Genomic DNA, 24,750 nt, shown 5'->3' with positions numbered 1-24,750 from the left:
CCTTGTGCGCGAAACGAACGCGCTCAGCGCAGCGTCTCGGCCCAGTTCGCCGGTACCCGGCCCGCCGGACCCGGTGCCGGCTGGTCGGCGGGGTGGCTGACCGGCGGTGCGAGGTCGGGGCCGGACTCGTACAGCTCGTTCGTGTCGTAGTTCCAGAACCAGCTCTCGCCCGGCTCGAAGCTGCGGATCACCGGGTGCCCGGTGGCCCGGTAGTGCGCGGTGGCGTGCTGCGCGGGGGAGTCGTCGCAGCAGCCGATGTGCCCGCACTGCGCGCAGCGGCGCAGGTGGAACCACCAGCCGCCGGCCTCGTCGCACTCCACGCACCCGGTGCCGCTCGGCGGAACGTTCTGGTCGATCGCGGACTCGCCGCTCATGCTGCCTCCTCGGGGCTCGTCAGGGCGGACGCCTCGTCCGGTGTCTCGGCGGTCAGCGGCAGCAGCACCTGGAAACGGGTGTCGCCGGGCACCGACTCGACCTGCAGGCTGCCGTGGTGCTTGTTGACGACGATCCGCCAGGAGATGTCCAGGCCGAGACCGGTGCCCTCGCCGACCGGCTTGGTGGTGAAGAACGGGTCGAAGATACGGCTCTTGATCTCCGGCGGGACCCCGGGCCCGGTGTCCCGGAACTCCACCAGCACCCGCTCGTGGTCCAGCGCCGTCCGCACGGTCAACGTGCCTTCCCCGCCCGCGCTGTTGATGGCGCACACCGCGTTGTCGATGAGGTTCGTCCACACCTGGTTCAGCTCCGCCGGATAGCCGGGGACCTGCGGGAGCGCACGGTCGTACTCCTTGACCACCTGGATGCGCGGGCCGATCTTGCCCGACAGCATCAGCAGCGTGCTGTCGAGGAGTTCGTGCACGTCCACCACCCGGTAGGGCGCCCGGTCCAGCTGCGAGTACTGCTTGGCCGCGTCGACGAGGTGCGAGATACGGGTGGTCGAGTCCTCGATCTCGGTCATCAACAGCTCGGTCTCGATCGTGTAGTTGAGCCAGCCGACCGCCCCCGGCAGGATCTCCTCGTCCACGGCCCCCGCGACCTGCTCCAGCCAGTCGACGTCCAGCCCGGCCTGCACGAAGGTCGGCGCGAGCTGCCAGCCGTAGTCGATGCCGTGGTCCTCCAGCCAGTCCGTGAGCATGTCCTCCCGGTCGGAGGCCTCCAGCGGGCTGAGCACCGGCGCCTTGGCGACCCGCTCGGCGGTGCGCTCCTGGATCTCGATCAGGCCTGCCAACTGGTCCCGGGAGAACGGGCCTTCGGCGATCACGGCGAGCTTGTGCCGCATCTTCGCGACCCGCTCCCGCAGGGTCGACGTGGCCCGGACCGCGGCCGCGGCCGGGTTGTTCAGCTCATGCGTGAGCCCGGCCGACAACGAGCCGAGCGCCAGCAGCCGCTCCCGCTGCCCGACGGTGGCCTGGAGGTTCTTCGAACCGAAGAAGAGGCCCTCCAGCAGGTGCACGGCCATCGGGAACCACTCGCTCATGATGGCCGCGAAGGTGTTCGCCGGCAGCACGAAGAACCGCGTCGGCTCCGTCACCCGCATCGAGTTGTTGTACGCCTGCCGCACCCGGTCCCCGAGGTACGCCTGCATGGCGCCCGCGTACACCCCGCGCTGCGAGGTCCGGGTGACCTCCACGTCGTCGCCGCCGACCCGCCGCGAGAGCACGACCGTGCCCTCGATCATCACGTAGAAGCAGGTGGCGGGGTCGCCCTCGGCGTACACCGGACCGGGCTGGAACAGCTCCACCCGGCCCTCGCTGCACAGCCGCCCCAACTGCTCGGGCGCCAGCTTCTCGAAGAGGAACAGGGAGCCGATCTCCTTGGGGCTGCACGGCATCGGCTGCCCGCTCATGACTGCTCCAGATACCGGTGGACGAGCATGACGGCCATGGCTCCCTCTCCGACGGCGGACGCGACGCGTTTGGCGGACTCGGCGCGCGCGTCGCCCGCCACGAACACGCCGGGAATGCTGGTCTCCAGGTGATACGGCGGCCGGTCCAGCTCCCAGCCGGCCGGCGGCCGCCCGTCGGGGGTCAGATCGGGCCCGGCCAGGATGAAACCGCGCTCGTCGCGCAGCACCGTCTCACCCAGCCAGTCGGTCAGCGGAGCCGCGCCGATGAACACGAACATCCACTGGGCGTCGACCTTCTCGCACTCGCCCGTGGCCACATGACGCAGCGTCAGCTGCTCCAGGCGCTCGGTGCCGTGCGCGGCGTCGACCACCGTGTGGCTGCGCACCGAGATGTTCGGGGAGTCGTTGATCTGCTGGATCAGGTAGTACGACATCGACGCCGACAGGTCGGGGCCGCGCACCAGCAGCGTCACCGACTTGGCGAACCTGGACAGGTACATCGCCGCCTGGCCCGCCGAGTTGGCGCCGCCGACGATGTACACGTCGTGCCCCTGGCAGGCCGCCGCCTCGGTCAGCGCCGAACCGTAGAACACCCCGCAGCCGGTCAGATCGATGCAGCCCCGGGCCTCCAGCTGCCGGTACTGCACGCCCGTCGCCAGGATGACGCTGTGCGCCCCGATCGCCGAGCCGTCCGCGAACCGTACGATGCGCGCGGCGCCGTTGATCTCCAGCCCTGTCACCTCGCGCGCGGTCAGGATCTCGGCGCCGAACTTGGCCGCCTGCCGCCGCGCCCGGCCGGTGAGCTGGGCACCGGAGACCCCGTCCGGGAAGCCGAGGTAGTTCTCGATCCGGGAGCTCTGTCCGGCCTGCCCGCCGGTCGCCGACCGCTCCACCAGCACGGTCCTGAGCCCCTCCGAGGCGCCGTACACGGCCGCGCCGAGCCCGGCCGGACCACCACCGATGACCACGAGGTCGTAGAAGTCGGCCGTGGGCGTCGTCGCCAGCCCCACCCGCGCGGCCAGCTCAGGCGCCTCGGGCTCGACCAGCACCGTGCCGTCCGGGGTGATCACCAGCGGCAGCCGCTGCCCGTCCTGCCCGGCCGCGGCCAGCAGCCGCTGCCCCTCCGGCTCCTCCACCGAGTACCAGCGGTACGGCACCTGGTTGCGGGCCAGGAACTCGCGCACGTCCGCCGACCGCGCCGACCACCGGTGGCCCACCACCTTGGTGCTGGGCACGGGCTTGTAGGCACTGGTGCGCCACGCCTCCAGCAGGTCGTCCAGCACCGGATAGAGCTTCTCCTCCGGCGGGTCCCACGGCTTGAGCAGATAGTGATCGAGATCGACGACGTTGATCGCGTCGATCGCCGCGTTGGTGTCCGCGTACGCCGTGAGCAGCACGCGCCGCGCCCCCGGATACACGTCCAGGGCCTGTTCCAGGAAGTCGATGCCGTTCATCTGCGGCATCCGGTAGTCGGCGAGGATCACCGCCACCAGATCGCCGCGCAGCTTCAGCTCCCGCAGTGCCTCCAGCGCGGACTCTCCCGACTCGGCCCGCACGATCCGGTACGACTCGCCGTAGCGCCGCCTGAGGTCACGGGCGACGGCGCGGGAGACACCCGGGTCGTCGTCCACGGTCAGGATGACGGTCCGCGCGGCGTCGGCAGCCTGTGCCATACGTCTCCCACCCGAGCGATCGGATCCACGGGCGGTGGACCCTCTGGAGTGCAGCCCACCACACCGGCTCCCGCCCATCGTATGTTCGGTCGCCCGGGTTCGCCCCGGGATACGGCAGGGACGGCGCTCTCGGCCGTGCGCGACACGGCGGGGACGACGGCCTCAGCCGTGACGCCCGCCCAGCACACAGAATTCGTTGCCCTCGGGATCGACGAGCACCACCCACGGCTGCTCGCCCTGCCCGACGTCCGCGTGCCGGGCGCCGAGGGACAGCAGCCGCGCCACCTCGGCGGCCTGGTCGTCGGGCCGGAAGTCGAGATGCAGCCGGTTCTTGACCTGCTTCTTCTCCGGTACGGGGGCGAAGATCAGCCCCGGCAGCCGGTCCGCGGCGGGGCGGATCTCGTACTCGTCGGCGTCGTCGTTGACCACCACCCATCCGAGCGCCTCGGCCCACCAGCGGCCGAGAGCCACCGGGTCGGCCGCGTCGACGTTCACCTGTTCCCAGTCCAGCGCCATGATCGCAGTGTAGGGAAGACTGGCCCCGCAGACGCGGACAACGAGGAGGCCCACGCATGACACGCCCGATCACGGCAGGGGCGGACGGTTCGGAGGAGAGCCACGCCGCGCTGGACTGGGCGGCCCGGGAGGCCGTGCGCCGGGGGTTGCCGCTGCGCGTGGTGCGTGTGTGGCGCTACGAAGAGACGCTGGCCACGGCCGACCGGGACACCCAGCACGGCTGGGTTTCGGAGGGGGTGGCGGCGGCCGTGCGCGCCGTCTCCGGGCGCCACCCGGCGCTGGACGTGCACCTGGACGTGGTGGAGGGCGGGACCGTCGAGGCGCTGGCCGGTGCGGCCGCCGAGGCCGAGATGCTGGTGCTCGGCTCGCGTGGCCACGGCCGGGTGGTCGGGTTCCTGCTGGGCTCGGTCGGCCAGCAGGTGATCGCCGAAGCGACCCGGCCGGTGGTCCTGGTGCGGGCCGGGGACCGCCCGGCGGCGGAAGCGGCCGGCCGGGACGTCGTCGTCGGCCAGCACGGCGGCCCGCAGGACAGCGCGGCCGCACTGCGGTTCGCGTTCGAGGCGGCGGCCGCCCGCGGCGCCACCGTCCGGGCGGTACGGGCCTGGACGCTGCCCCCGGTCTTCGCCTACAGCCCCGGCTCGCTGAAGCTCCTGGACGACGCCGGCGGTCTCGAGCCGTTCGAGAAGAAGGCCCTGGCCGAGGCGCTGCAGCCGTGGCGGGAGCGCTTCCCGCAGGTGCCCGTGGCCGAGCACGTCGAGATGGGCAGCGCGGGGCAGGTGCTGCTCGAGACGGCCGGGCGGGCCCAGCTGATGGTCGTCGGGCGGCGGGCCCACCGCACGGCCGTGGGCACCCGCATCGGGTCGGTCGCGCACGGCGTGCTGCACCATGCCGAGTGCCCGGTCGCGGTCGTCCCGCACGAGTGACTACTCGGGGGTCGTCGGCTCCAGGGTCGCGCGGGCCCTGGGCAGGACGTTCCTGATGTAGTCCTCGACGGCGGTGTCCAGGCCTATGTCGTGCTGGGCCTGCTCGGACAGGTACCAGCGGTGCTCGAGCAGTTCGTGGTAGATCTCGGCCGGGTCCACGGCGCCGCGCAGCTCCACGGGGACCGAGCGGACGGTGGGCCGGAACACGTCCCGCACCCAGCGGTGGGCGAGCACCTCGGGGCGGGCGGCGAGGGGGTCTCCCGGGGCGTAGTCGTCCTGGGTGGCCATCCAGCTCTCCAGGTCGTTCAGCAGCCGCCGGGCCTGGTTCTCCTCGGTGTCGAGACCGGTCAGCCGCAGCAACTGGCGCTGGTGGTGGCCGGCGTCGACGACCTTGGGCACGAAGGTGACCGTGTCGCCGCCCGCGGAGTGCGCGATCTGCATCTCGGCCACGTCGAAGCCGAGCTCGTTGAGGCGGCGTATCCGGCGTTCTATGTAGTGGTACTTGCCCGCCGGGTAGACCGAGGTGCGGGTCAGCTCCTGCCACAGGGCCTCGTAGCGGGTGCAGATCTCGTGGCCGAACGCGACCGGGTCCACGGACGGGTGCAGCGCGCCCGACGCCTCCAGGTCCAGCAGCTCGCCGCTGATGTTCACGCGCGCCAGGTCGAGGTCGTACTCCCGCTGCCCGGGGCTGAGTCGCGGATGCAGGTCGCCGGTCTCGGCGTCGACCAGGTACGCGGCGTAGGCGCCCGCGTCCCGCCGGAACAGCGTGTTGGACAGCGAGCAGTCGCCCCAGGCGAACCCGGCCAGGTGCAGCCGGACCAGCAGCACCGCGAGGGCGTCCATGAGGCGGTGCATGGTCGCCGGGCGCATGGTCGTCTCGAACATCGAGCGGTACGGCTGCGAGCCGCGCAGATGCCGGGTGACCAGCACCGGCTCCAGCGGGGCGCCGGTGGCGTCGGTGCGGCCGGTGAGCACCGCGAGCGGATCGACGGCGGGGATGCCCAGCCGGTCCAGGTCGCGCAGCAGCTGGTACTCGCGCAGCGCGGGCCGTTCGGCCAGCTCCTTGACGGCGATCACCTCGTCGCCGGCGTGCGCGTAGCGCACGACGTGCCGGGAGATGCCCCGGGGCAGCGGTACGAGGTACTGCTCGGGCCACTCCTCCAGGGGTACGTCCCAGGGCAGTTCGAGCAGGAGCGCGGGGTGCTCCGGGTTCGTGGCACTGATCTGCAAGGCCATGGGACGAACCCTAAGGCCCGCCGGGCGGAAGCCAGGAGGGGTCACTGCACGCCATGGGGCCGGAACTGGATGCTGATGCGCGGTCCCGTCGCGCGAGCGGACTTGGGGACACAGTGCTCCCAGGTGCGCTGGCAGGAGCCGCCCATCACGATGAGGTCGCCGTGCCCGAGCGGCCGCCGGACCGTCGTGCCGCCGCCTCCCGCCGGCCGCAGCAGCAGATCCCGGGGCGCGCCGACGGAGAGGATCGCGACCATCGTGTCCTCGCGGGCGCCCCGTCCGATCCGGTCGCCGTGCCAGGCGACGCTGTCCCGGCCGTCGCGGTAGAAGCACAGCCCGGCGGTGGTGAACGGCTCGCCCAGCTCCTCGGCGTAGTGCGCGGACAGGGCCGCACGGGCCTCGTCCAGCACGGGGTGCGGCAGCGGGTCGCGGTCCGCGTAGAAGGCGAGCAGACGCGGTACGGCCACCACGTTGTCGTACATCGTGCGGCGCTCGGCCCGCCACGGGACCTCGGCCGCCAGCTGTTCGAACAGGGCGTCGGCTCCGCTCAGCCAGCCCGGCAGCACGTCGATCCAGGCGCCGAGGCCCAGTTCGGTCCGGCGCAGTCCGTGCAGAGAACCGAGCCGCACCTCGTCGGTCTGGTCGAACAGGGAGCCCTGAAGGTGCGTGGACATGCGCCCAGCCTACCCCTTAATCGAAAATACGTTCCCTTTTGAAGGGGGTGGGAGGGGTGAGGGCTCTTTCGATACATCGATGTATCGGATACATTTCCGTATCGAACGGAGGTCCACCATGACGGAGCAGGACACGGCGCGACGGGTCACCCGGCGGCGGGCCCGGACCCGGGCCAACCTGCTCGACGCCGCCTTCGCGGTCTTCGCCGCCAAGGGCTTCGGCCGCGTGTCCATCGAGGAGGTCTGCGAGGCGGCCGGCTACAGCCGAGGCGCCTTCTACTCCAACTTCGCCACCCTGGACGAGCTGTTCTTCGCCCTGTACCGGGAGCGCGCCGACCTCATCGCCTCCCAGGTGGCCGACGCCCTCGCCCAGGACGGCCCGGACCTCGACGTGCCCGCCTCCGTGGACCGGGTCACCGAGGTCCTGCTGCTCGACGTGGACTGGCTGCTGGTGAAAACCGACTTCCTGGTGCACGCGGCCCGCGACCGGGCCGTGGCGCAGGCCCTCCTCGACCACCGCACCCGGCTCCGGGAGGCCATCGCCGACCGGCTCTTCCGGGCCCGGGGCCACACCGAACTGCCCGCCGTGCTCGGCGACGTCGACGGCGCCGCCCGCGCGGTGGTCGCCGCCTACGACGGCGTCACCACCCAGCTGCTGCTGGACCGGGACGTCGACGCCGCCCGCACCTGGCTCAAGCAACTGCTCACCGCCCTGCTGACGGACGGCAGCGACACCCCCGCATGAGCCGTAACCCCCGTACGAGTCGCAGACGGAAGGACACAGACGCCATGGCCGCCAAGGACGCGGACGTCATCGTCGTCGGAGCGGGCCTCGCCGGCCTGGTCGCGGCACACGAACTCACCAGCCGGGGCAAGCGTGTCGCCCTGGTCGACCAGGAGAACGCCGCCAACCTCGGCGGCCAGGCGTACTGGTCCTTCGGCGGGCTCTTCCTCGTCGACTCGCCCGAACAGCGGCGCCTCGGCATCAAGGACTCCTTCGACCTCGCCTGGAACGACTGGCGGGGCAGCGCCCAGTTCGACCGGCTGGCGGACGAGGACTCCTGGGCGGTGCGCTGGGCCCGCGCCTACGTCGAGTTCGCGGCCGGCGAGAAACGGTCCTGGCTGCAGGGGCACGGCATCGAGCTGCTGCCCACCGTCGGCTGGGCCGAGCGCGGCGACCTCAGGGCGGACGGGCACGGCAACTCCGTACCCCGCTTCCACATCGCCTGGGGCACCGGCACCGGCGTGGTCGAACCCTTCGTCCGGTACGCCCGGCAGGCCGCCCGGGACGGGCTGCTGACCTTCTACCACCGCCACCGCGTGGACGAGCTGGTCATCGAGGAGGGGGCGGCGCGCGGGGTGCGCGGCACCGTCCTCGCCGCCGACGACGCACCGCGCGGTGTGGCCTCCCACCGCGAGCGCGTCGGTGACTTCGACCTCACCGCCCAGGCCGTGATCGTCACCACCGGCGGCATCGGCGCCGACCACGACATCGTCCGCCGGTACTGGCCCGAGCGGCTCGGCACGCCCCCGGCCCGGATGGTCACCGGCGTCCCCGCCTACGTCGACGGCCGGATGCTCGACATCAGCGCCGCGGCGGGCGTGCGCCTGGTCAACCGGGACCGGATGTGGCACTACACCGAGGGCCTGCAGAACTGGAACCCCATCTGGCCCGGCCACGGCATCCGCATCCTGCCCGGCCCGTCCTCCGTCTGGCTGGACGCCCTCGGCCGCCGCCTGCCCGACCCGTGCCTGCCGGGATACGACACCCTCAACACCCTCAAGTACCTGCGCACCACCGAGGACATCGCCGGGTACGACCACTCCTGGTTCGTCCTCACCCGGAAGATCATCGAGAAGGAGTTCGCGCTCTCCGGCTCCGAGCAGAACCCCGACATCACCGCCAAGGACCGCAGGGCCGTGCTCCGGGACCGGCTGCTCGGCAAGGGCGCGCCCGCCCCCGTCCAGGCCTTCCTCGACAAGGGCGCGGACTTCGTCACCGCGAACACCCTGGAGCAGCTGGTCGAGAAGATGAACGGCCTCACCGGCAAGTCCCTGCTGGACGCGGCCGAGGTGCGCCGCCAGATCGAGGCCCGCGACCTGCAGATCGCCAACCCCTACAGCAAGGACTCCCAGGTCCAGGGCATCCGCAACGCCCGCCGCTACATCGGCGACCGCCTCGGCCGGGTCGCCGGCCCGCACCGCATCCTGGACCCGGCCGCGGGCCCCCTGATCGGCGTCCGGCTGCACGTGCTGACCCGCAAGACCCTGGGCGGCATCCAGACCGACCTCGACTCCCGCGCCCTCGGCGCCGACGGCAAGCCCCTCGACGGGCTGTACGCGGCGGGCGAGGTGGCCGGCTTCGGCGGCGGAGGCGTCCACGGCTACAACGCCCTGGAGGGCACCTTCCTCGGCGGCTGCCTGTTCTCGGGCCGCGCGGCGGGCCGGGCGGCGGCGCAGCAGACGGGCTGAGCTTCAGATCCTGTGTCATATCCCCGGCCGGGCGCGCGGCGTCTGACCGGGGATATGACACAGGATCTCAGTGCGCCAGAAGGTCCGCCAGCACCGCAGCGTGGCTCTGCTCCGGCGTCTTGGACGCCGTGAGCAGGGTCACCGGGCCGCTGCGCACCGACTCTCTGAGACCGTCCAGCAGTTCGGCGGCCTCGGGAGCGGCCAGTTCCGCCTCGTAGCGGCTGCGGAAGTCCGCGTAGTCGCGCTCGCCCGCGTGGTACCAGCGGCGCAGCTCCGTCGACGGCGTGAGTGCCTTGGGCCACTCGTCGACCTGCGCCGCGTCCTTGGCGAGGCCGCGCGGCCACAGCCGGTCCACCAGCACGCGCAGGCCGTCGTCGGGATCCGGCGATTCGTAGATCCGGCGTACTCGGACGCTCACGGTCGGTCCCCTTCGGTCGCGGACGGTCACGCGAGCCTACGTCGGCCGTCCCGCGCCAGGGGACGGCAACGCGGCGTGACTTGACCTGATCGAGGGGGAATCCGAGGCGCGTACGGGCCTACCCTGTGGGCGAATCGATCATCGCCGCCCCCCTGAAGGAGCGCCCGTGACGGCAGCCCACAGACAGGCCCCAGGACGACGTCCCGCAGTCCTCCGCCGTGAGGCGGTCCTCGCCGCCGTGCCCGTCGCCGTGGCGGCCCTGCTCGGGGCCGCCGGACCCACGGCGGCCGGCACCACCGGTGCGGCCGGCGCGGGCGACCCGTACTTCCCGCTCAGCGGCAACGGCGGCTACCGCGTCGGGCACTACGACCTGACGCTCCGTTACGACACCGGCTCCCGGCACCTCGACGGCACGGCGGTCCTCACCGCCCGCGCCACCCAGGAGCTCACCCGCTTCGATCTCGACCTCAAGGGCCTGAAGGTCACCGGCGTCACCGTCGACCGCGCCGCCGCCGGCTTCCGGCGCAGCGGCCAGGAGCTCGTCGTCACCCCGCGCCACGCGCTGCGCAAGGGCCAGGAGTTCTGCGTCACCGTCACCTACAACGGCACCCCCAAGCCGGTCACCGACCCGGACGGCTCGAAGGACGGCTGGATACCCACCGACGACGGCGCCTTCGTCGCGGGCGAGCCGCAGGGCGCGATGTCCTGGTTCCCGGCGAACAGCCACCCCAAGGACAAGTCGACGTACGACTTCACACTCACGGTCCCCAAGGGGCGCACCGCCGTCGCCAACGGCGTCCTGCGCGGGCAGCACACCGCGAACGGCCGCACCACCTTCCGCTGGCACCAGGCCGAGCCCATGGCCGCCTATCTGGCCACCGCCACCATAGGCAGGTTCAAGGTCGAGCAGTACACCACCCGCAACGGCATCAAGGTCTACAACGCGGTCGACGCCCGTGAGGCCCGCGCGGCCGCGCCCGTGCTGAAGAAGCTGCCCTCCGTCCTGGAATGGGAGAGCAAGCTGTTCGGGCCGTACCCGTTCCGCGCCGCCGGCTCGATCGTCGACCACGCCCCGGACGTCGGCTTCGCCCTGGAGACCGAGGGCCGGCCCCTCTACGACTCGGCGCCCGACGTGAGCACCCTCGTCCACGAGAACGCCCACCAGTGGTTCGGTGACTCCGTCTCGGTCACCGCCTGGAAGGACATCTGGCTCAACGAGGGCTTCGCGACCTACGCCGAGTGGCTCTACAGCGAGCAGCACGGCGGCGACAGCGCCCGGAAGACCTTCGACGCCCTCTACCGGCGCCCCGCGAGCGACGAGCTGTGGTCCTTCCCGCCCGGCGACCCGGGCAGCGGCAAGAACATCTTCGGCACCCCCGTCTACGCCCGTGGCGCGATGGCCCTGCACGAGCTGCGGGGGGCCGTCGGCGACCGGGACTTCTTCCGGATCCTGCGCGCCTGGGCGGCCGAGCACCGGGCCGGGCACGGGACGACGGCCCAGTTCGTGAAGCTCGCCGAGCATGTGTCAGGAAAGGACCTGGACGGGCTCCTCCACACCTGGCTCTACACGAAGGGCAAGCCGGACAAGGCCTAGAGGGTCTGCCTCTGGGACCTGACGGGTTGTGGAACCTGACGGGTTCCAAACATGTGTCGGCCAGGGTCGACCCATGATCGATCGCAGAGCCGCCGTCGCCCTCCTCGCCTCCCCGCTGCTGCTCACCGGCTGCGGCGGCGGAGCCGAGGCGACCGAGCGCCGTACCCCCACCACCCGTCCGGCGCCGACGGCCACCCCCACACCCGAGACCGCCGTGGCGTCGGCACCTCGGCGGATACCGGGCCTGAGCCCCAAGATCCACGCCGCGATACCGGACCGCTCCCGGCAGGCCGTCGTCGTCACCGGACGCGGCCGGAACTCCCCGCTGTCCACGGTCGCCCTGCACGAGCGCACCGCCACCGGCTGGCAGGCGGGCGCCGCCTGGCCCGCTCACAACGCGCTGCACGGCTGGAGCGACCACCACATGGCCGGCGACCTGCGCTCCCCGCTCGGCGTCTTCACGCTCAGCGACGCGGGCGGCCTGCTGGCCGACCCGGGCAGCAGGCTTCCGTACCACCACTCCAGCGGGTTCGTCTCGCCCGGCACCGGCTTCGAGGGCGAACCGCTCGCCGGGTCCTTCGACTACGTCGTCGCCATCGACTACAACCGCAGACCGGGCACCTCGCCCCTGGACTGGACCCGCCCCCTCGGCCCGAAGCGGGGTGGCGGGGTCTGGCTGCACGTCGACCACGGCGGCCCCACCCACGCCTGCGTCAGCGTAGCCAAGGCCCACATGAAGGAACTCCTGCGCACCCTCGACCCGGACCGGCACCCGGTCGTCGTCATGGGGTACGCCGACTGGCTCGCCGGACGCGCCGCCTAGGATCCGAACTCGTGTGCGCACATGTACTGGTCGCCGAGGACGACGAGAAGCAGGCCGAACTCATCCGCCGCTCCCTGCTGGCCGAGAGGCACACCGCCACGGTCGTGCACGACGGCGCGGCCGCGCTCGACGCGGCCCGCCGCCTGAGACCCGACCTCGTCGTCCTCGACCTGATGCTCCCGGTGATCGACGGCTTCGGGGTGTGCCGGGTGCTGCGCGCGGGCGCCGAGGACCCGGACATCCCCGTGGTGATGCTCACCGCGCGCGCCGCCGAGGACGACGTCCTGCTCGGCCTGGAACTGGGCGCCGACGACTACATGACCAAGCCGTACAGCCCGCGCGAACTGATGGCCCGTATCCGTACGGTCCTGCGGCGCAGCGGGCGCGGCGGGAGCACCCGGGACGACGATCCCGTCGTACGGGCCGCCGGGATCAGCGTCGACCCGGTACGCCACGAGGTGCGCTTGGAGGGCGAGCCGGTGGAGTGCACGCCGGCCGAGTTCCAGATCCTGCTGGCCATGGCGGGTGAGCCGGAACGGGTGTTCTCCCGGCGGCAGTTGCTCCACTTCACGCGCGGACTCGACCGGGCCTCCACCGAGCGGGCCGTCGACGTGCACATCATGAATCTCCGCCGAAAGATCGAGGCCGACCCGCGACGGCCGGTCCGCCTGGTGACCGTGTTCGGCGTCGGCTACAAGCTGAGCGGCGGCCGGCCGTGAAGCGCCGCATACCGCTGCGCAAACGGCTGCTCGTCCGGCTGCTGTTCGTCTCGGCCCTCATCGCCGTCTGCTCGGTGGCGGCCACCGCCTGGCTCGCGGTGACGACCACCACCAGCGCCCTGAAGGAGGAACAGGGCCAGGACCTCGCCGCCGACAACAGCATCCTCGCTCAGCTCAGCGGGTACGCCGCCGCACACCCGGACTGGGCGGACGTCCAGCGCACCGTGCGTGACCTGGCGGCCCGTACCGGCCGGCGCATCGCGCTCACCACCGCCGACCGCACCTTCGTCGCCGACTCCGCGCCGCGCGGCACCCCGCTGCCGCCCCGGCCCGCCGCCACCGTCGACCCCCTGCGCACCGACACCTACACCGAGTCCGGGGCCCAGCTGAGCGGCATCGACCCGCGGGTGGTCGGCCCGTACCGGGTCACGTCGAAGGAGCGGGACCGGCTGGACGCGCTGGCTGCCAAGCGCAGGCAGTGCTACGAGCGGTTCGGCGTCGACGCCACGGTCGTCCGGACCCCGAGCGGCCGCCCCGTGCTCAGCAGCCCGGACGGCACCTACACCTCCTACGCCGCCCAGGAGTGCGCGGACGGACAGCTCAACACCCCCACCCCGACGGAACAGAGGGCCCTGACCGGCCTCACGGAGCTGGCCCGCCCCTGCCTGAGACGGGCCGGACTGGACCTCGGCGGACCGCTGTTCCTCACCTTCGACCCCAGCGGAAAGGACCCGTTCGCCGGCGGCTACCTGTCCAAGTACGCCAAGGTGGGCAACGGCAGGGCCCTCGACCAGGCACCACAGCAGTGCGTGCTGAGCGCCCGCCGCACCCAGCTGGAGCCCTATGTCGCCCCGGTCGCCGAGCTGTTCCTCGGCATCGGCGACCAACCCCCCTCCCGCTTCGACATGTCCCCGGCCAACAAGGCCAAGGTGGTCGGCGCGGCCGGCCTGGTCCTTGCGGTCACCGTCGCCGTCACAGCCGTCGTCGCCGTCCGGCTGGTACGGCCCCTGCGCGCGCTGACCGCGGCCGCCCAGCAGCCGCCCGAACTGCATGTGCGGGTGCCGGTGACCACCCGGGACGAGACCGGCATCCTCGCGGAGGCGTTCAACGACCTGACCGAGCGCCGCGAGCGCATCGAGGCTCAGCGCAAGGCGATGGTCAGCGACATCGCCCATGAACTGCGCAGCCCGCTCACCAACATCCGCGGCTGGCTCGAGGTGGTCCGCGACGGCGTCGTCGACCCCGATCCGGCCCTGCTGGCCTCCCTGCACGAGGAGTCGCTGGTGCTCCAGCGGATCATCGACGACCTCCAGGACCTCGCGGCCGCCGACGCGGGCACCCTGCGCCTGCACCGTGAGCCGCTGCGCGCCGGTGACCTGCTGGACCAGGTTGCCGCCGCCCACCGGGTGGCCGCCGACGCCGCCGGGGTCGCCCTGCGCACCGAGGCCGACGACACCGCCTGGCTGGAGGCGGATCCCGTGCGCATGCGGCAGGCGCTCGGGAACCTGGTCTCCAACGGGCTGCGGCACACCCCCGCCGACGGCACGGTCACGCTGGCCGCCCGCCGGGACGGCGAGTCGGTCGTCCTCACCGTCACCGACACCGGCTCGGGCATCGCCCCCGAGGACCTGCCGCATGTGTTCGACCGGTTCTGGCGCGCCGAGAAGTCACGCAGCCGCCGCACCGGCGGAAGCGGCCTCGGCCTGCCCATCGTCCGCCACCTGGTCGCCGCCCACGGCGGCACGGCCGAGGCCGCGAGCGAGCCCGGCGAGGGCGCGGTGTTCACACTCCGCCTGCCGGCCGCTCCCGCCCCGCTGGACGCCCCCCAGGGGCGTCCGGTTGTCTAGTGCGGGGGCCGTCGTGCTCCCATGCGCCAGGCCAGCATGCGGCGTTCGGTCTCGGTCGTGCCGCCCCAGACACCCGCGTCCTGTCCCGTGTCCACGGCCCACCGCAGACACTCCTCCCGGACACCGCAGCGTCGGCACACCGCCTTCGCCAGCCGCGTCTGTACCAGCGCCGGTCCCGTGGTGCCGATCGGGAAGAAGAGGTCCGGGTCCTCGCGGCGGCATGCGGCGAGGTCTCGCCAGTCGTCCATCAACGTCACCTGCGATCGAGGTCGTACCTGCCCCTGGAAGATGCGTACTCGCCTTCGGGTCACCTGTCGATGCACGGTGAAACAGCGGATTTCGGACAGCCTCACTGTTCCCGGACGCCCCACGGGGAGCCGTACGCGGTCAGCAGGTCGAGGAACGGACGGGCGGGGAAGGCCTCCGGACCGAGCACGCCGGTGCCCGACCAGGCGCCGGTGGCGAGGAGTTCGAGGGCGACGACCGGATTGACCGCGGTCTGCCACACCACCGCCTGACACCGGTACTCCGCCATGGACCACTGGTTGTCGACCACGTGGTACAGGTACACCTCGCGCGGCGCCCCGTCCTTCGTGCCGCGCACCCAGGTGCCCGCGCACGTCTTGCCGTGCATCCGCTCGCCCAGCGTCGCCGGGTCGGGCAGGCATGCGGCGACCACGTCCCGCGGGGAGACCTGGGCCGGTCCGTGCGCGCCCGGCACGGTCACCGGGGCGGTGCGGTCGAGGCCCAGCCGGTGCAGGGTCTTCAGCGTCTCGATGAACTCCCCGCCCAGGCCGTACTTGAAGGTGACCCGCCGCGCGCCGACCCAGCGCGGCACCAGCAGCACCTCCTCGTGCTCGACGTTCACGCACTCCACCGGCCCGATGCCCGCGGGGAAGTCGAACACCTCCGGCTCGCTGAACGGGGGCGTGGTGAACCAGCCGCGCCCGGCCTCGTACACGACCGGCGGGTTCAGGCACTCCTCGATGGTGGTCCAGATGCTGAAGGAGGGTGCGAAGTCGTAGCCGTCGACGGTGAGGTTCGCGCCGTCGCGGATGCCGATCTCGTCGATCGCGTCGAAGAGTTCGTCGGCCGCGTACCGGGCGAACACATCCGACAGACCGGGCTCCACGCCCATGCCGACCAGGGCGAGCGCGCCCGCCTTCTCCCACTCTGCGGCCAGCGCGAACTGCTCGTCGCCCAGCTTGACCCCGCACTCCTCGTACGGCCGCTCGGGGTGCGGCCGGGACAGGGACATCGCCATGTCGACATAGCCGGCACCGGCCGTGTGCGCCGCGCGGAACAGGGGCATGACGAACCGCGGGTCGGTGGCGTTGAGGAGGACGTCGCAGTCGTGGCGGGCGAGCAGGCCGGCCACCGCGGCCTCGTCGCCCGCGTCCACGCGCTCGGCGCAGAACCGGTCCCCGGCGGCGCCGAGGGCCGCGACCGCCGCCTCGGCCCGGGCGGGGTCGTAGTCGGCGACCACCATCAGGTCGAAAAACGGGCGGCGGGCCGCGATCCGGGTGATGGCGGTGCCCACACCGCCGGCTCCCACGAGCAGTACACGCATGACGAAACTCCCTGCCTGACACGAACGGTGAAGAGAACGGGGCAGGCGCGCCTTGCCCGGAATCCAACGCCCGGCCATGACGTAAGGTCAATGGCGTTGGCATAAGGACGCCAGGAAGGAACCGCCGTGCCCAAGCCCGTGGTGCCCGAGGAGAAGCGCCGCCGGCGCCGGCCGACCCGCAGCGGCACCGTGCTGTCCGAGCCGCTGATCGTCGAGACCGCGCTGCGCCTGCTGCGCGAGCACGGCAGCACCGGGCTGACCGCCCGCCGCCTGGGCCTCGCCCTCGACTGCGACCCCAGCACCCTGTACCGGTACTTCCGTGGCATGGACGATCTGACCCTGGCCATCGGGGACGCGCTCATGGGCCAGGCGCTGGCGGGCTGGCGGCCGACCGGACAGTGGCGTCCGGACCTGCGGACGATCGGACTGCGCATCCACGCCGCGTACGTCGCACACCCGCAGGCGGCCGTGCTGACCGCGAACCGGGTCACCGGGCGCGCCCATGAACTGGCCGCCGACGAGGCGGTCCTGGACGTCCTGCGCACGGCCGGGTTCTCCGTGGCGGAGACGGTCGGCGTCTACCATGCCTTCATCGACCAGACGCTGGCCTTCGCCGCCCTGGACGCCGCCTCCCTGGCCCTGCCGCGCGCCTCCCAGCGGGCCGACGAGGACAAGTGGCACTCGATCTACGCCCGCCTGCCCCGCGCCACCCACCCGCGCATCGCCGAGGCGGCCCCACTGCTGGCCCGGCGCATGGTCACCAGCGCCTACCCGGCGGCCCTGGAGATGCTGCTGGACAGCGCGGCCGCCCGGCTGCGTCCAGGGACACCCTGACCGTCAGGGCGAGCGCGGCCGTCCGGCTGCGTCCGCGGACCCGTCGACGGTCAGGGCCGCAGGGCCTCGGCCGCCGTCGCCGTCACCGCCCCGGCCAGGGCGGACAGGGCGGGAGAGTCGAGCTTCCACTGCTGCCAGTACAGCGGGACGTCCACCCACGCGTCCGGAGCCAGCAGGACGAGACGGCCCTCGCGCAGCCGCGGCCCCGCCTGGGCCTCCGGGACCATGCCCCAGCCGAGCCCCGCGGCGACCGCGTCGACGAAGCCCTCCGAGGTGGGCACGTAGTGCCGCAGCGGACCGGCCGCTGTGCCGCCCAGCCGTCGGACGAAGCCGTCCTGGAAGTCGTCCTTGCGGTCGAAGACCACGACACGCGCCTCGGGCAGGAAGTCTTCCAGGGGCCCGTCCAGGTGGCGCGCGGCGAACTCCGGTGCGGCCACCGGAAGGTAGCGCATCCGGCCGAGCGGGCGGACCGAGCAGCCGGGCACCGGGTCCGCAGAGGAGGTCACGGCCGCCATCACCAGGCCCTCGCGCAGCAGCGCCGCCGTGTGGTCCTCGTCCTCGCGGTGCAGCTCGAAGCAGAGCCCGTCCACCCGGGTGAGCGCCCCGAGGAACCAGGTCGCCAGCGAGTCCGCGTTCACCGCGACCGACAGCCGCGTCGGCTCCCCGGCGCCGCTCAGCCCCAGCTCGGTGCGCGCATCACCTTCCATCCGGGCGAGCTGCCGGGCGAACCGGACCAGCACCGCACCCGAGTCCGTCGGGCGTACGGGTTTGGTGCGCTGGAGCAGCACCCGGCCGGTGCGCTGCTCCAGCGCCTTGACCCGCTGGCTGACCGCCGACGGCGTCACGTGCAGGGCCGCGGCCGCCGCGTCGAACGTGCCCTCGTCGACCACCGCGAGCAGCGTGCGTACCTGCTCCAGGGGAAGCTCAGTCATCACGAGCGCTAAGGATACGTAAGAATCTTTAGCTGTACCTGCAGTGATCGCTTGCCTAACGTCGAGGGCATGAACCACGCCCTGACCGCCGCGGCCGCCGGATTCGGCACCGGCCTCTCCCTGATCGTCGCCATCGGCGCCCAGAACGCCTTCGTGCTCCGCCAGGGGGTGCGCCGGGACGCCGTCCTCGCGGTGGTGGGCATCTGCGCCCTGTCCGACGCACTGCTCATCGCGCTCGGCGTCGCCGGGGTCGGGGCGGTCGTGGTGGCCTGGCCGGGCGTGGTGCGGGCCGTCGGCATCGTCGGCGGCGCCTTCCTGCTCTGCTACGGCGCCCTCGCCGCCCGCCGGGTCCTGCGGCCCGGCACCGGCCTGAGCGCGGAGGGGGAGGCGGTGGGCTCGCGGCGGCGGGCGGTGCTGACCTGCCTGGCGATGACCTGGCTCAACCCGCACGTGTACCTGGACACCGTGTTCCTGCTCGGCTCCCTCGCCGCCGACCGCGGCCCGCTGCGCTGGACCTTCGGGCTCGGCGCAGCGTTCGCGAGCCTGTGCTGGTTCGCCGCGCTCGGCTTCGGCGCCCGGCTACTCGGCCGCTTCCTCGCCCGGCCCACCGCCTGGCGGGTGCTGGACGGCCTGGTCGCCGTCACCATGCTCGGGCTGGGCGCCCTGCTGGTCGCCGGATCCTGAGACAAACGGTTCGGCTGCCACGGGAGTTGCTGCCATAGTGAGGCCTCGAATCGAAAGATGTATCGAGCAACCTCTGTCGAGCGACCAGGAAACCCGTGGACACGAGCGAGAGCAGTACCGAACCCGACACCGCAGGACCTGCCGCGCCGGCCCCGCCCCGGCGCGGCTGGCGCCGCTGGGCGATGGACACCCGGCCCCTGCGCATCCCGGCCTACCGGCGGCTGTGGTCGTCGACCATCGTCACCGCCGTCGGCAGCCAGCTGACCGCCGTCGCCGTACCCAAGCAGATCTACGACATCACCCACTCCTCGGCCTGGGTCGGCTACGCCAGCCTCGCCGGACTGGTGCCCATGGTGGTGTTCGCGCTGTGGGGCGGGGCGATCGCCGACGCGGTTGACCGGCGCAAGCTGCTGCTGGTCACCAACAGCGGCATCGCCGTGACCTCGGTGCTGTTCTGGGTACAGGCCGTCACCGGGCTGCACTCCGTGGTCGTCCTGATGGTGCTGCTCGCCGCGCAGCAGGCCTTCTTCGGGCTGAACTCCCCGGTCCGCAGTGCCTCCGTCGCCCGGCTGGTCCCGGCGGAGGAACTGCCGGCGGCCAACGCGCTCGGCGCGACCGTGATGCAGACGGGCCTGGTGGTGGGCCCGCTGCTGGCCGGTGCGCTGATACCGGTCCTCGGGCTGCCCGTGCTGTACCTGATCGACGCGCTCGCGCTGTGCGTCAGCGTCTGGGCGGTCCTGCGGCTCCCCGCGCTGCCCCCGCTGGGCGAGCCGTCGGCACGGCGCGCCGGGATGCGGGAGGTGGCGGCCGGGTTCCGCTACATCGCCGGGCACAAGGTGCTGCTGCTGTCCTTCCTCGCCGACATCGTCGCCATGGTCTTCGGCATGCCCCGTGCCCTGTACCCGCAGCTGGCCGCGCAGACGTACGCCTCCTACGGCGAAGGGCTCGCGCTCGGCGTGCTGTTCGCGGGCATCGCGGTGGGCGCGGTGCTGGGCGGCCTGTTCTCCGGGGTGTTCTCGCGGGCGCGGCGGCACGGCTGGATGGTCATAGGCGCGGTGGTCGGCTGGGGCGTGGCCGTCACCGGGTTCGGGCTGAGCGGCAGCCTTTGGCTGGCGCTGGCCTTCCTCGCCGCCGCGGGCGTGGCCGACATGGTCTCCATGGTCTTCCGCCAGGCGATCCTGCTCTCCGCCGCGACCGACGAGATGCGCGGCCGGATGCAGGGCGTGTTCACCGTGGTCGTCGTGGGCGGTCCGCGCCTGGCGGACGTGCTGCACGGCACGGCCGGCTCGGCGTTCGGCCCGCGGGCCGCCGTGGCGGGCGGCGGCGCACTGGTCGTCGTGGTGATGCTGGCGCTGGCCGCAGCGGTCCCGGCCCTGCGTCGGTACCGGATCTGACCGGCCCCAGGGCCTACAGCGGTCCGCGGCGGCGTGTCGTGAACTGGTCCATCAGCTTGCCGCGGGTCGTCTCCAGGCGGTGCGCGAGGATCTCGGCGACCGTGCGCACCAGCGACAGCCCGAGCAGCGGGTCCTCCACGCACAGCGCGAGCACCGACGGCCCGTCGAACTCGTAGGCCCGCACGTTGCTGTAGGCCACCGCGCCGAAGTCCCAGGCGTACGGCGGGAACAGCCAGGACCAGCCGAGCAGGTCGCCCTGGCCCAGCGTGGCCACCGTGACCCGCTGCCGGGAGGTGACCTCCTGGTCCAGGTGGACCGCGCCCGAGCGGATCACCCAGAAGCGGTCGGCGGTGCCGCCCGCCTCGAAGATCCGGGTGTCCTCCGGGAAGGAGACCTCCTTGGCCAGCTCCATCAGCCGTTCGCGCTGTGCCTGCGGCAGGGCGGTCAGCAGTTTTATCGCTTTGGTCATGGCCCGGGACTCCTCGCCGGCGGCGGTTCGGGTGTTCCCCCCAGCCCATTTCAGCCGCTGCCGCCGTCCCGGGCACCTCGAAGGAGGCGGATTTCTACCGGCGACATGCCCGCAAGGCATGAAAAAGCCCTGGCTGGACGGGGGAGACCAGCCAGGGCCGTATGCGGTGGTGGGGGAGGACCGTTGACGTCGACTCCGTCACCACTTATGAATGAACGGTAAACCATCTAGCGGAGATTTACCCCATCAAGTGCAGGTCACGTGACCTGTTTCACCCCGGCCGCGGCCGAGCCGGCGGGTGCCGCGCCCGGACGGGGTACGCCGAGCGGCCGCGCCAGGCCCGACACCGCCTCGTCCAGCCGCTGCAGATGCCGTAGCACCCGATCGCGGTCACCCTGCCGTAGCGCGGGGTGCGCAGTGTGCCCGGCTCCAGCATCGACGCGATGCTGCGCCCGGTCTCGATCCGGTCCTCCGAGCGGGGGTCCGCCACGTGCGCGGCGATCGCCTCGATGTTGTGCACGATCCGCTGGCCCGCGGTGCGCAGCCGGGGATCCGCCGCAATCGACGGATGCGTGGGCAGCAGCTCGGCGGTGGCCGCGAGCGACCGCGCGTGGTACGCGCACGTCTCCAGCAGCGCCACCACGTACCGGGCGGTGTCCCGGCGGGTCCGCAACGGGGTGATCGGATGCGTCAGCGGCTGGGTGGCGGCCCGCAGGTCGGCCAGCGCCTGGTCGAGATCGCGCGCCTGGTCCACCAGGTCGGCCGCCGTCTCGCCGCCGAGCTGGTCCATGGCGGCCCGGGTGACGTCGGCGAGCTTGTCCAGGACGGCGACCAGGAGGTCGTTGGTGCGCCGGTCGGTGTGGACCGGCAGCACCACCGCCGCCGCGATCACTCCGCAGGCCGCGCCCAGCGCCGTCTCCTCCACCCGCAGCAGCAGCACCGACGCGGTGTAGGTGTTCAGCAGCGTGTACAGCAGCCCCAGCATCGCTGTCACGAAGAACGACATCAGCGTGTAGGACAGGGGCGCGGTGTAGAACATCGCGAAGACGAACAGCAGGACCAGCCCGAACGCCGTCCAGGTGTGGTGTCCGACCAGCCCGGCGAGCCCGATGCCGGCCACCACGCCGAGGACCGTGCCGACCAGGCGCCGGTAGCCCTTCACCAGGATCTCGCCGGTGGACGCGGTGTTGATGAACACGATCCAGCAGGTCAGCACCGCCCAGTACCAGCGCTGGCTGGACAGCAGCTCACCGCCCGCGATGGCCAGGGAGGAACCGACGGCCACCTGCACGGCGGCCCGCGTGGTGGGCCTGCTGAGCCCGGTCGGCTCCGGTTCCTCGGGCTCCTCCTCCTCGCTGCTCTCGATGGCCGCGTCCTCGGCGTCCAGCTCCTCGCGCGAGCGGGCCGTCTCCGGGGTGTCGTCGGACTCGTCCTGCGGCCCGTCCAGGGCGATCCGCAGCCCGAGCACCGCCCGCGCGGTCTCGCCGAGGCCCCGGAAGACGTCCTGCACGGCCGGGGACGCCTGGGGCAGGTTCTCCTCCTCGCGGTAGCCGAGCAGCCGGTTGCGCACCTGGGCCGGCGCCGTCCCCGGGGTCTCGGCGACCGGCCGCAGCACCAGCAGGCGCAGCGCCTCCAGGTCCCGGCGCAGCACGGCCGTCGCCTCGTCCCGCACCGGCAGCTCGCCACCGGAGGGCAGGGGAGCGCCGGGCAGGTGCAGGGTCAGGGTGTCCGTCCGCTCGGCGCTGCGCGCGGTGAGCAGCAGCAGACCGAGCCGCTCGGCGGCGATCTCGGCGTCGGCGATGCGGCGCTGCAGCAGCCGCGCCGTCGCCTCGTCGGCGGTGCCGTCCTCCAGCCGTCCCTGGATCATCAGCGCCGTCTCGTGCAGCCGGGCGGTGCCGGTGCGCAGGTGCTCCAGGACCTTCTCGGCCTCGTCGGGACCGGCGTCCAGCAGCTCGATCTGGGCGTCGATCAGCTGCCCCAGCCGGGCACGGAAGGCCCGGCGCAGCCGGTCCAGGATGCCCGCCGGGGTCTGCGGGAGCAGGACAAACCGGGCGACGGCGCTGCACACGAACGCCACGGCGATCACGCCGTACAGGGCGGGCAGCGCGGAGGGGGTCGCGTGCACGAACAGGGAGAGGAAGTAGATCTGGAAGCCGATCAGGCCCAGTGCCGTGCCGCGGTCGCCGAACCGGCGGCCGTAGACGGCACCGAAGATGAGGAGGACGAAGAACGCGTCGCCCGCGACGACCCGTTGGTTCAGCAGCGTGCCCAGCGTCACCGAGGCGAGCGCCACGGGCAGGCCGAGGGCGAGGGTGACGGCCTGCTGGGAGCGCTGCTTCTCCCGGACGGCGAAGGTCGCGGCCATCGCCGCGATGGCGCCCGCGACCAGCTGCGAGACCGGAACCCGCAGCAGGGCCGGCACGGCGACGGTGAGGGCGATCGCGGTCACCATGCGCAGGCCCGCGGTGAGTCTGAGCAGCCCGGGATCGGATGCCGCCACCCGGTCCCGCAGCCGTACCCGCCCCGACCGAACCGCTGTCCTCACGCCGCCGCGCTCTCTCCCGTGCCAGAACTTGATCCACGACCCAGCATGGCACGCGGCCCGGACCCATATCAGGGGCTCTCGGTGGACCCCTTCTCCACCTGGACGCGGACCTGTTCCGGGGTCAGGTACGAGTTCGTGTACTCGAAGTCCTTCAGCCGGGCGGCCTTGCGGGCCTGGAAGCCGGTGCGGACGAAATCGTCGCCCGCGACCGCGTTCAGCAGCCAGTTGGTCAGGACGCGGGTCTTGGCGACGTTGGTGCGCAGCGCCGACCAGTGATAGCCGCGGGCCACCGCCTGCGCGAGGACGCCCCGCAGCTCGATGCCCAGCGGCTTGGACACGGCGTCCTTGCCGCCGAGGTCGACGACGAGCCCCAAGTCCTTGTGCACGTACCGCTGGAGGGGCTGGTCGCGCAGGGTCGCGATGACGTTGTCGGCGACCTTCCGGCCCTGGCGCATGGCGTGCTGCGCGGTGGGCGGGCAGACCGCGCCCTCCTCGTCCTTGGCCAGGTCGGGCACGGCGGCGGCGTCGCCGAGCGCGAACACCCCGTCGTGACCCGGCAGGGTCATCTCGGCGCTGACCGCGAGCCGGCCGCGGACCGTCTCCGCGCCCAGGGTGGCGATCAGCGGGCTGGCGACCACACCGGCCGTCCAGATCAGGGTGCGCGTCGGCACCACCCGGCCGTCGGTGAAGGTGACCTCCTTCGGGCCCGCCTTGTCGATCGACACGCCCAGCGAGACCTCGATGCCGCGCCGCTTGAGGATCTCCTGCGCGCTGCGGCCGAGCTTGTCGCCCAGCTCCGGCATGAGCTTGGGCGCGATGTCGATGAGGTGCCACCTGATCAGGTTCGGGTCGATGCGCGGATAGCGCTGGACGGCCGCATGCGTGAGCCGTTGCAGACAGGCCGCCGTCTCGGTGCCCGCGTAACCGCCGCCGACCACCACGAACTGCAGCCGCGAGGCTCGCTCGGCCGGGTCGTCGCTGGCGTCCGCGAGATCCAGCTGCGCGATGACGTGGTCGCGGATGTAGGCGGCCTCGGCGAGGGTCTTCATCCCGAAGGCGTGATCGGTGAGCCCCGGGATGTCGAACGTGCGGGTCACACTGCCCGGCGCCAGCACGATGTAGTCGTACCGCTCGTTGACGACGTGATCGGTGAGGGTGCGCACGACGCAGACCTTGGACTTCAGGTCCACACCGATCGCGCCGCCCGGGATGATCCGGGTGCGGTACTTCTTGCTGCGGCGCAGCGAGACGGCGATCGACTGCGGTGTCAGCACGCCGGAGGCGACCTGGGGCAGCAGGGGGAGGTAGAGCTGGTAGGCGACCGGCGTCACCAGGGTGACATCGGCCTCGTCGGGGGCGAGTTTCCGCTCCAGGCGGCGGACGCACTCGACTCCGGCAAAGCCTGCACCCACCACCAGGATCCTGGGTCGTGTCACGGTGTTCATCCCTTTCTGCGGCTCCAGGCGGTCCGACTCGACGCCGTTCGCACGCCCTGGATCGCTGTGGCCACTCGATCCCACCGTGCCCCGAGCCGTTCCGCCAGCGGGTGCGGCAGGCAGACGAACGCGTGGCCACCAGCATGCC

At 72.5% G+C, this 24,750-nt stretch carries 22 protein-coding genes and 1 pseudogene; 10 read left to right on the top strand and 13 right to left on the bottom strand.

The genetic code is table 11. From position 1 onward, the window contains the following. Positions 1-23: 23 nt before the first annotated feature. The 4 genes from ACZ5DS_RS19755 to ACZ5DS_RS19740 all read right to left on the bottom strand — a co-directional run bounded on the left by ACZ5DS_RS19755 (position 24) and on the right by ACZ5DS_RS19740 (position 4,035). Positions 24-374, bottom strand: coding sequence for a UBP-type zinc finger domain-containing protein (locus ACZ5DS_RS19755; protein ID WP_468240059.1), 351 nt, complete (start codon positions 372-374; stop codon positions 24-26). Beyond that, the gene (locus ACZ5DS_RS19750) at positions 371-1,846 is read right to left on the bottom strand and encodes an ATP-binding protein (protein ID WP_468240056.1); all 1,476 of its coding nucleotides are present in this window, start codon (positions 1,844-1,846) and stop codon (positions 371-373) included. Before ACZ5DS_RS19750 ends, ACZ5DS_RS19755 begins: the two co-directional genes overlap by 4 nt. Continuing rightward, positions 1,843-3,519, bottom strand: coding sequence for an NAD(P)/FAD-dependent oxidoreductase (locus tag ACZ5DS_RS19745; protein ID WP_468240053.1), 1,677 nt, complete (start codon positions 3,517-3,519; stop codon positions 1,843-1,845). Before ACZ5DS_RS19745 ends, ACZ5DS_RS19750 begins: the two co-directional genes overlap by 4 nt. 162 nt (positions 3,520-3,681) lie before the next feature. After that, on the bottom strand, positions 3,682-4,035 hold the full coding sequence (locus tag ACZ5DS_RS19740) for a VOC family protein (protein ID WP_468240051.1): 354 nt from the start codon (positions 4,033-4,035) through the stop codon (positions 3,682-3,684). Positions 4,036-4,091: 56 nt separating this feature from the next. On the opposite strand from ACZ5DS_RS19740, the gene ACZ5DS_RS19735 reads away from it, so the two are divergent. Continuing rightward, the gene (locus tag ACZ5DS_RS19735) at positions 4,092-4,958 is read left to right on the top strand and encodes a universal stress protein (RefSeq protein ID WP_468240048.1); all 867 of its coding nucleotides are present in this window, start codon (positions 4,092-4,094) and stop codon (positions 4,956-4,958) included. On the opposite strand, the gene ACZ5DS_RS19730 is transcribed toward ACZ5DS_RS19735, so the two are convergent. Next, positions 4,959-6,194: a DUF4032 domain-containing protein gene (locus ACZ5DS_RS19730; RefSeq protein WP_468240045.1), complete on the bottom strand. Its 1,236-nt coding sequence runs from the start codon at positions 6,192-6,194 to the stop codon at positions 4,959-4,961. Between the two features lie 41 nt (positions 6,195-6,235). Next, a complete protein-coding gene (locus ACZ5DS_RS19725) occupies positions 6,236-6,865 on the bottom strand; it encodes an alpha-ketoglutarate-dependent dioxygenase AlkB family protein (protein WP_468240042.1) in 630 nt (209 codons plus the stop codon). A 118-nt stretch (positions 6,866-6,983) separates the two neighbouring features. Between ACZ5DS_RS19725 and ACZ5DS_RS19720 the strand changes: the two genes are divergently transcribed. Together ACZ5DS_RS19720 and ACZ5DS_RS19715 are read left to right on the top strand one after the other, a co-directional pair. Continuing rightward, the gene (locus ACZ5DS_RS19720; protein ID WP_468240039.1) at positions 6,984-7,610 is read left to right on the top strand and encodes a TetR/AcrR family transcriptional regulator; all 627 of its coding nucleotides are present in this window, start codon (positions 6,984-6,986) and stop codon (positions 7,608-7,610) included. A 44-nt stretch (positions 7,611-7,654) separates the two neighbouring features. Further along, a complete protein-coding gene (locus ACZ5DS_RS19715) occupies positions 7,655-9,337 on the top strand; it encodes an FAD-binding dehydrogenase (protein ID WP_468240036.1) in 1,683 nt (560 codons plus the stop codon). A 67-nt stretch (positions 9,338-9,404) separates the two neighbouring features. Here the strand turns inward: ACZ5DS_RS19715 and ACZ5DS_RS19710 are convergent, their stop codons facing one another. Continuing rightward, positions 9,405-9,755, bottom strand: a complete 351-nt coding sequence (locus tag ACZ5DS_RS19710; RefSeq protein WP_468240034.1) for a DUF488 domain-containing protein — start codon at positions 9,753-9,755, stop codon at positions 9,405-9,407. Positions 9,756-9,921: 166 nt separating this feature from the next. Here ACZ5DS_RS19710 and ACZ5DS_RS19705 point away from each other — a divergent pair, with 166 nt between their 5' ends. The 4 genes from ACZ5DS_RS19705 (at position 9,922) to ACZ5DS_RS19690 (ending at position 14,738) form a co-directional block, all read left to right on the top strand. After that, positions 9,922-11,349, top strand: coding sequence for a M1 family metallopeptidase (locus ACZ5DS_RS19705; RefSeq protein ID WP_468240031.1), 1,428 nt, complete (start codon positions 9,922-9,924; stop codon positions 11,347-11,349). Between the two features lie 73 nt (positions 11,350-11,422). After that, a complete protein-coding gene (locus ACZ5DS_RS19700; protein ID WP_468240028.1) occupies positions 11,423-12,172 on the top strand; it encodes a hypothetical protein in 750 nt (249 codons plus the stop codon). 11 nt (positions 12,173-12,183) lie between these two features. After that, entirely contained in the window at positions 12,184-12,891 is a 708-nt protein-coding gene (locus tag ACZ5DS_RS19695; protein ID WP_468240026.1) for a response regulator transcription factor, read from the top strand. Next, positions 12,888-14,738 (top strand): sensor histidine kinase, encoded by a 1,851-nt coding sequence (locus ACZ5DS_RS19690; RefSeq protein ID WP_468240024.1) that lies wholly within the window; start codon positions 12,888-12,890, stop codon positions 14,736-14,738. Before ACZ5DS_RS19695 ends, ACZ5DS_RS19690 begins: the two co-directional genes overlap by 4 nt. Here ACZ5DS_RS19690 and ACZ5DS_RS19685 read toward each other — a convergent pair. Together ACZ5DS_RS19685 and ACZ5DS_RS19680 are read right to left on the bottom strand one after the other, a co-directional pair. Continuing rightward, positions 14,735-14,986 (bottom strand): WhiB family transcriptional regulator, encoded by a 252-nt coding sequence (locus ACZ5DS_RS19685; RefSeq protein ID WP_468240021.1) that lies wholly within the window; start codon positions 14,984-14,986, stop codon positions 14,735-14,737. The two genes, ACZ5DS_RS19690 and ACZ5DS_RS19685, sit on opposite strands and share 4 nt — an antisense overlap. 101 nt (positions 14,987-15,087) lie before the next feature. After that, the gene (locus tag ACZ5DS_RS19680; protein ID WP_468240019.1) at positions 15,088-16,308 is read right to left on the bottom strand and encodes a saccharopine dehydrogenase family protein; all 1,221 of its coding nucleotides are present in this window, start codon (positions 16,306-16,308) and stop codon (positions 15,088-15,090) included. 126 nt (positions 16,309-16,434) lie between these two features. Between ACZ5DS_RS19680 and ACZ5DS_RS19675 the strand changes: the two genes are divergently transcribed. Continuing rightward, positions 16,435-17,142, top strand: a complete 708-nt coding sequence (locus tag ACZ5DS_RS19675) for a TetR/AcrR family transcriptional regulator (protein ID WP_468240016.1) — start codon at positions 16,435-16,437, stop codon at positions 17,140-17,142. A 50-nt stretch (positions 17,143-17,192) separates the two neighbouring features. Here the strand turns inward: ACZ5DS_RS19675 and ACZ5DS_RS19670 are convergent, their stop codons facing one another. Further along, entirely contained in the window at positions 17,193-18,077 is an 885-nt protein-coding gene (locus ACZ5DS_RS19670) for a LysR family transcriptional regulator ArgP (protein ID WP_468240012.1), read from the bottom strand. A gap of 66 nt (positions 18,078-18,143) precedes the next feature. On the opposite strand from ACZ5DS_RS19670, the gene ACZ5DS_RS19665 reads away from it, so the two are divergent. Together ACZ5DS_RS19665 and ACZ5DS_RS19660 are read left to right on the top strand one after the other, a co-directional pair. Next, positions 18,144-18,758 (top strand): LysE/ArgO family amino acid transporter, encoded by a 615-nt coding sequence (locus ACZ5DS_RS19665; RefSeq protein ID WP_468240010.1) that lies wholly within the window; start codon positions 18,144-18,146, stop codon positions 18,756-18,758. A 95-nt stretch (positions 18,759-18,853) separates the two neighbouring features. Further along, the gene (locus ACZ5DS_RS19660; protein WP_468240007.1) at positions 18,854-20,152 is read left to right on the top strand and encodes an MFS transporter; all 1,299 of its coding nucleotides are present in this window, start codon (positions 18,854-18,856) and stop codon (positions 20,150-20,152) included. Positions 20,153-20,165: 13 nt separating this feature from the next. Here the strand turns inward: ACZ5DS_RS19660 and ACZ5DS_RS19655 are convergent, their stop codons facing one another. From ACZ5DS_RS19655 to ACZ5DS_RS19645, 3 genes and pseudogenes are all read right to left on the bottom strand, one after another. Next, positions 20,166-20,621, bottom strand: coding sequence for a cyclic nucleotide-binding domain-containing protein (locus tag ACZ5DS_RS19655; protein WP_468240005.1), 456 nt, complete (start codon positions 20,619-20,621; stop codon positions 20,166-20,168). A 257-nt stretch (positions 20,622-20,878) separates the two neighbouring features. Beyond that, positions 20,879-23,133, bottom strand: a pseudogene (locus ACZ5DS_RS19650) (FUSC family protein). A gap of 101 nt (positions 23,134-23,234) precedes the next feature. Further along, entirely contained in the window at positions 23,235-24,611 is a 1,377-nt protein-coding gene (locus ACZ5DS_RS19645) for an NAD(P)/FAD-dependent oxidoreductase (RefSeq protein ID WP_468240002.1), read from the bottom strand. Between the last annotated feature and the right edge of the window lie 139 nt (positions 24,612-24,750).

The sequence above is a fragment of the Streptomyces sp. NPDC031100 genome (genome assembly GCF_055570785.1).
This window is presented reverse-complemented; position numbering and strand designations above follow the sequence as displayed.

What these genes read in the sequence shown, in the direction of transcription:
- ACZ5DS_RS19735 (WP_468240048.1), top strand. Translation starts at nt 4,092, where the DNA reads ATGACACGCCCGATCACGGCAGGGGCGGACGGTTCGGAGGAGAGCCAC.
- ACZ5DS_RS19645 (WP_468240002.1), bottom strand. Translation starts at nt 24,611, where the DNA reads ATGAACACCGTGACACGACCCAGGATCCTGGTGGTGGGTGCAGGCTTT.
- ACZ5DS_RS19715 (WP_468240036.1), top strand. Translation starts at nt 7,655, where the DNA reads ATGGCCGCCAAGGACGCGGACGTCATCGTCGTCGGAGCGGGCCTCGCC.
- ACZ5DS_RS19700 (WP_468240028.1), top strand. Translation starts at nt 11,423, where the DNA reads ATGATCGATCGCAGAGCCGCCGTCGCCCTCCTCGCCTCCCCGCTGCTG.
- ACZ5DS_RS19720 (WP_468240039.1), top strand. Translation starts at nt 6,984, where the DNA reads ATGACGGAGCAGGACACGGCGCGACGGGTCACCCGGCGGCGGGCCCGG.
- ACZ5DS_RS19755 (WP_468240059.1), bottom strand. Translation starts at nt 374, where the DNA reads ATGAGCGGCGAGTCCGCGATCGACCAGAACGTTCCGCCGAGCGGCACC.
- ACZ5DS_RS19655 (WP_468240005.1), bottom strand. Translation starts at nt 20,621, where the DNA reads ATGACCAAAGCGATAAAACTGCTGACCGCCCTGCCGCAGGCACAGCGC.
- ACZ5DS_RS19685 (WP_468240021.1), bottom strand. Translation starts at nt 14,986, where the DNA reads ATGGACGACTGGCGAGACCTCGCCGCATGCCGCCGCGAGGACCCGGAC.
- ACZ5DS_RS19680 (WP_468240019.1), bottom strand. Translation starts at nt 16,308, where the DNA reads ATGCGTGTACTGCTCGTGGGAGCCGGCGGTGTGGGCACCGCCATCACC.
- ACZ5DS_RS19750 (WP_468240056.1), bottom strand. Translation starts at nt 1,846, where the DNA reads ATGAGCGGGCAGCCGATGCCGTGCAGCCCCAAGGAGATCGGCTCCCTG.
- ACZ5DS_RS19740 (WP_468240051.1), bottom strand. Translation starts at nt 4,035, where the DNA reads ATGGCGCTGGACTGGGAACAGGTGAACGTCGACGCGGCCGACCCGGTG.
- ACZ5DS_RS19745 (WP_468240053.1), bottom strand. Translation starts at nt 3,519, where the DNA reads ATGGCACAGGCTGCCGACGCCGCGCGGACCGTCATCCTGACCGTGGAC.
- ACZ5DS_RS19665 (WP_468240010.1), top strand. Translation starts at nt 18,144, where the DNA reads ATGAACCACGCCCTGACCGCCGCGGCCGCCGGATTCGGCACCGGCCTC.
- ACZ5DS_RS19730 (WP_468240045.1), bottom strand. Translation starts at nt 6,194, where the DNA reads ATGGCCTTGCAGATCAGTGCCACGAACCCGGAGCACCCCGCGCTCCTG.
- ACZ5DS_RS19725 (WP_468240042.1), bottom strand. Translation starts at nt 6,865, where the DNA reads ATGTCCACGCACCTTCAGGGCTCCCTGTTCGACCAGACCGACGAGGTG.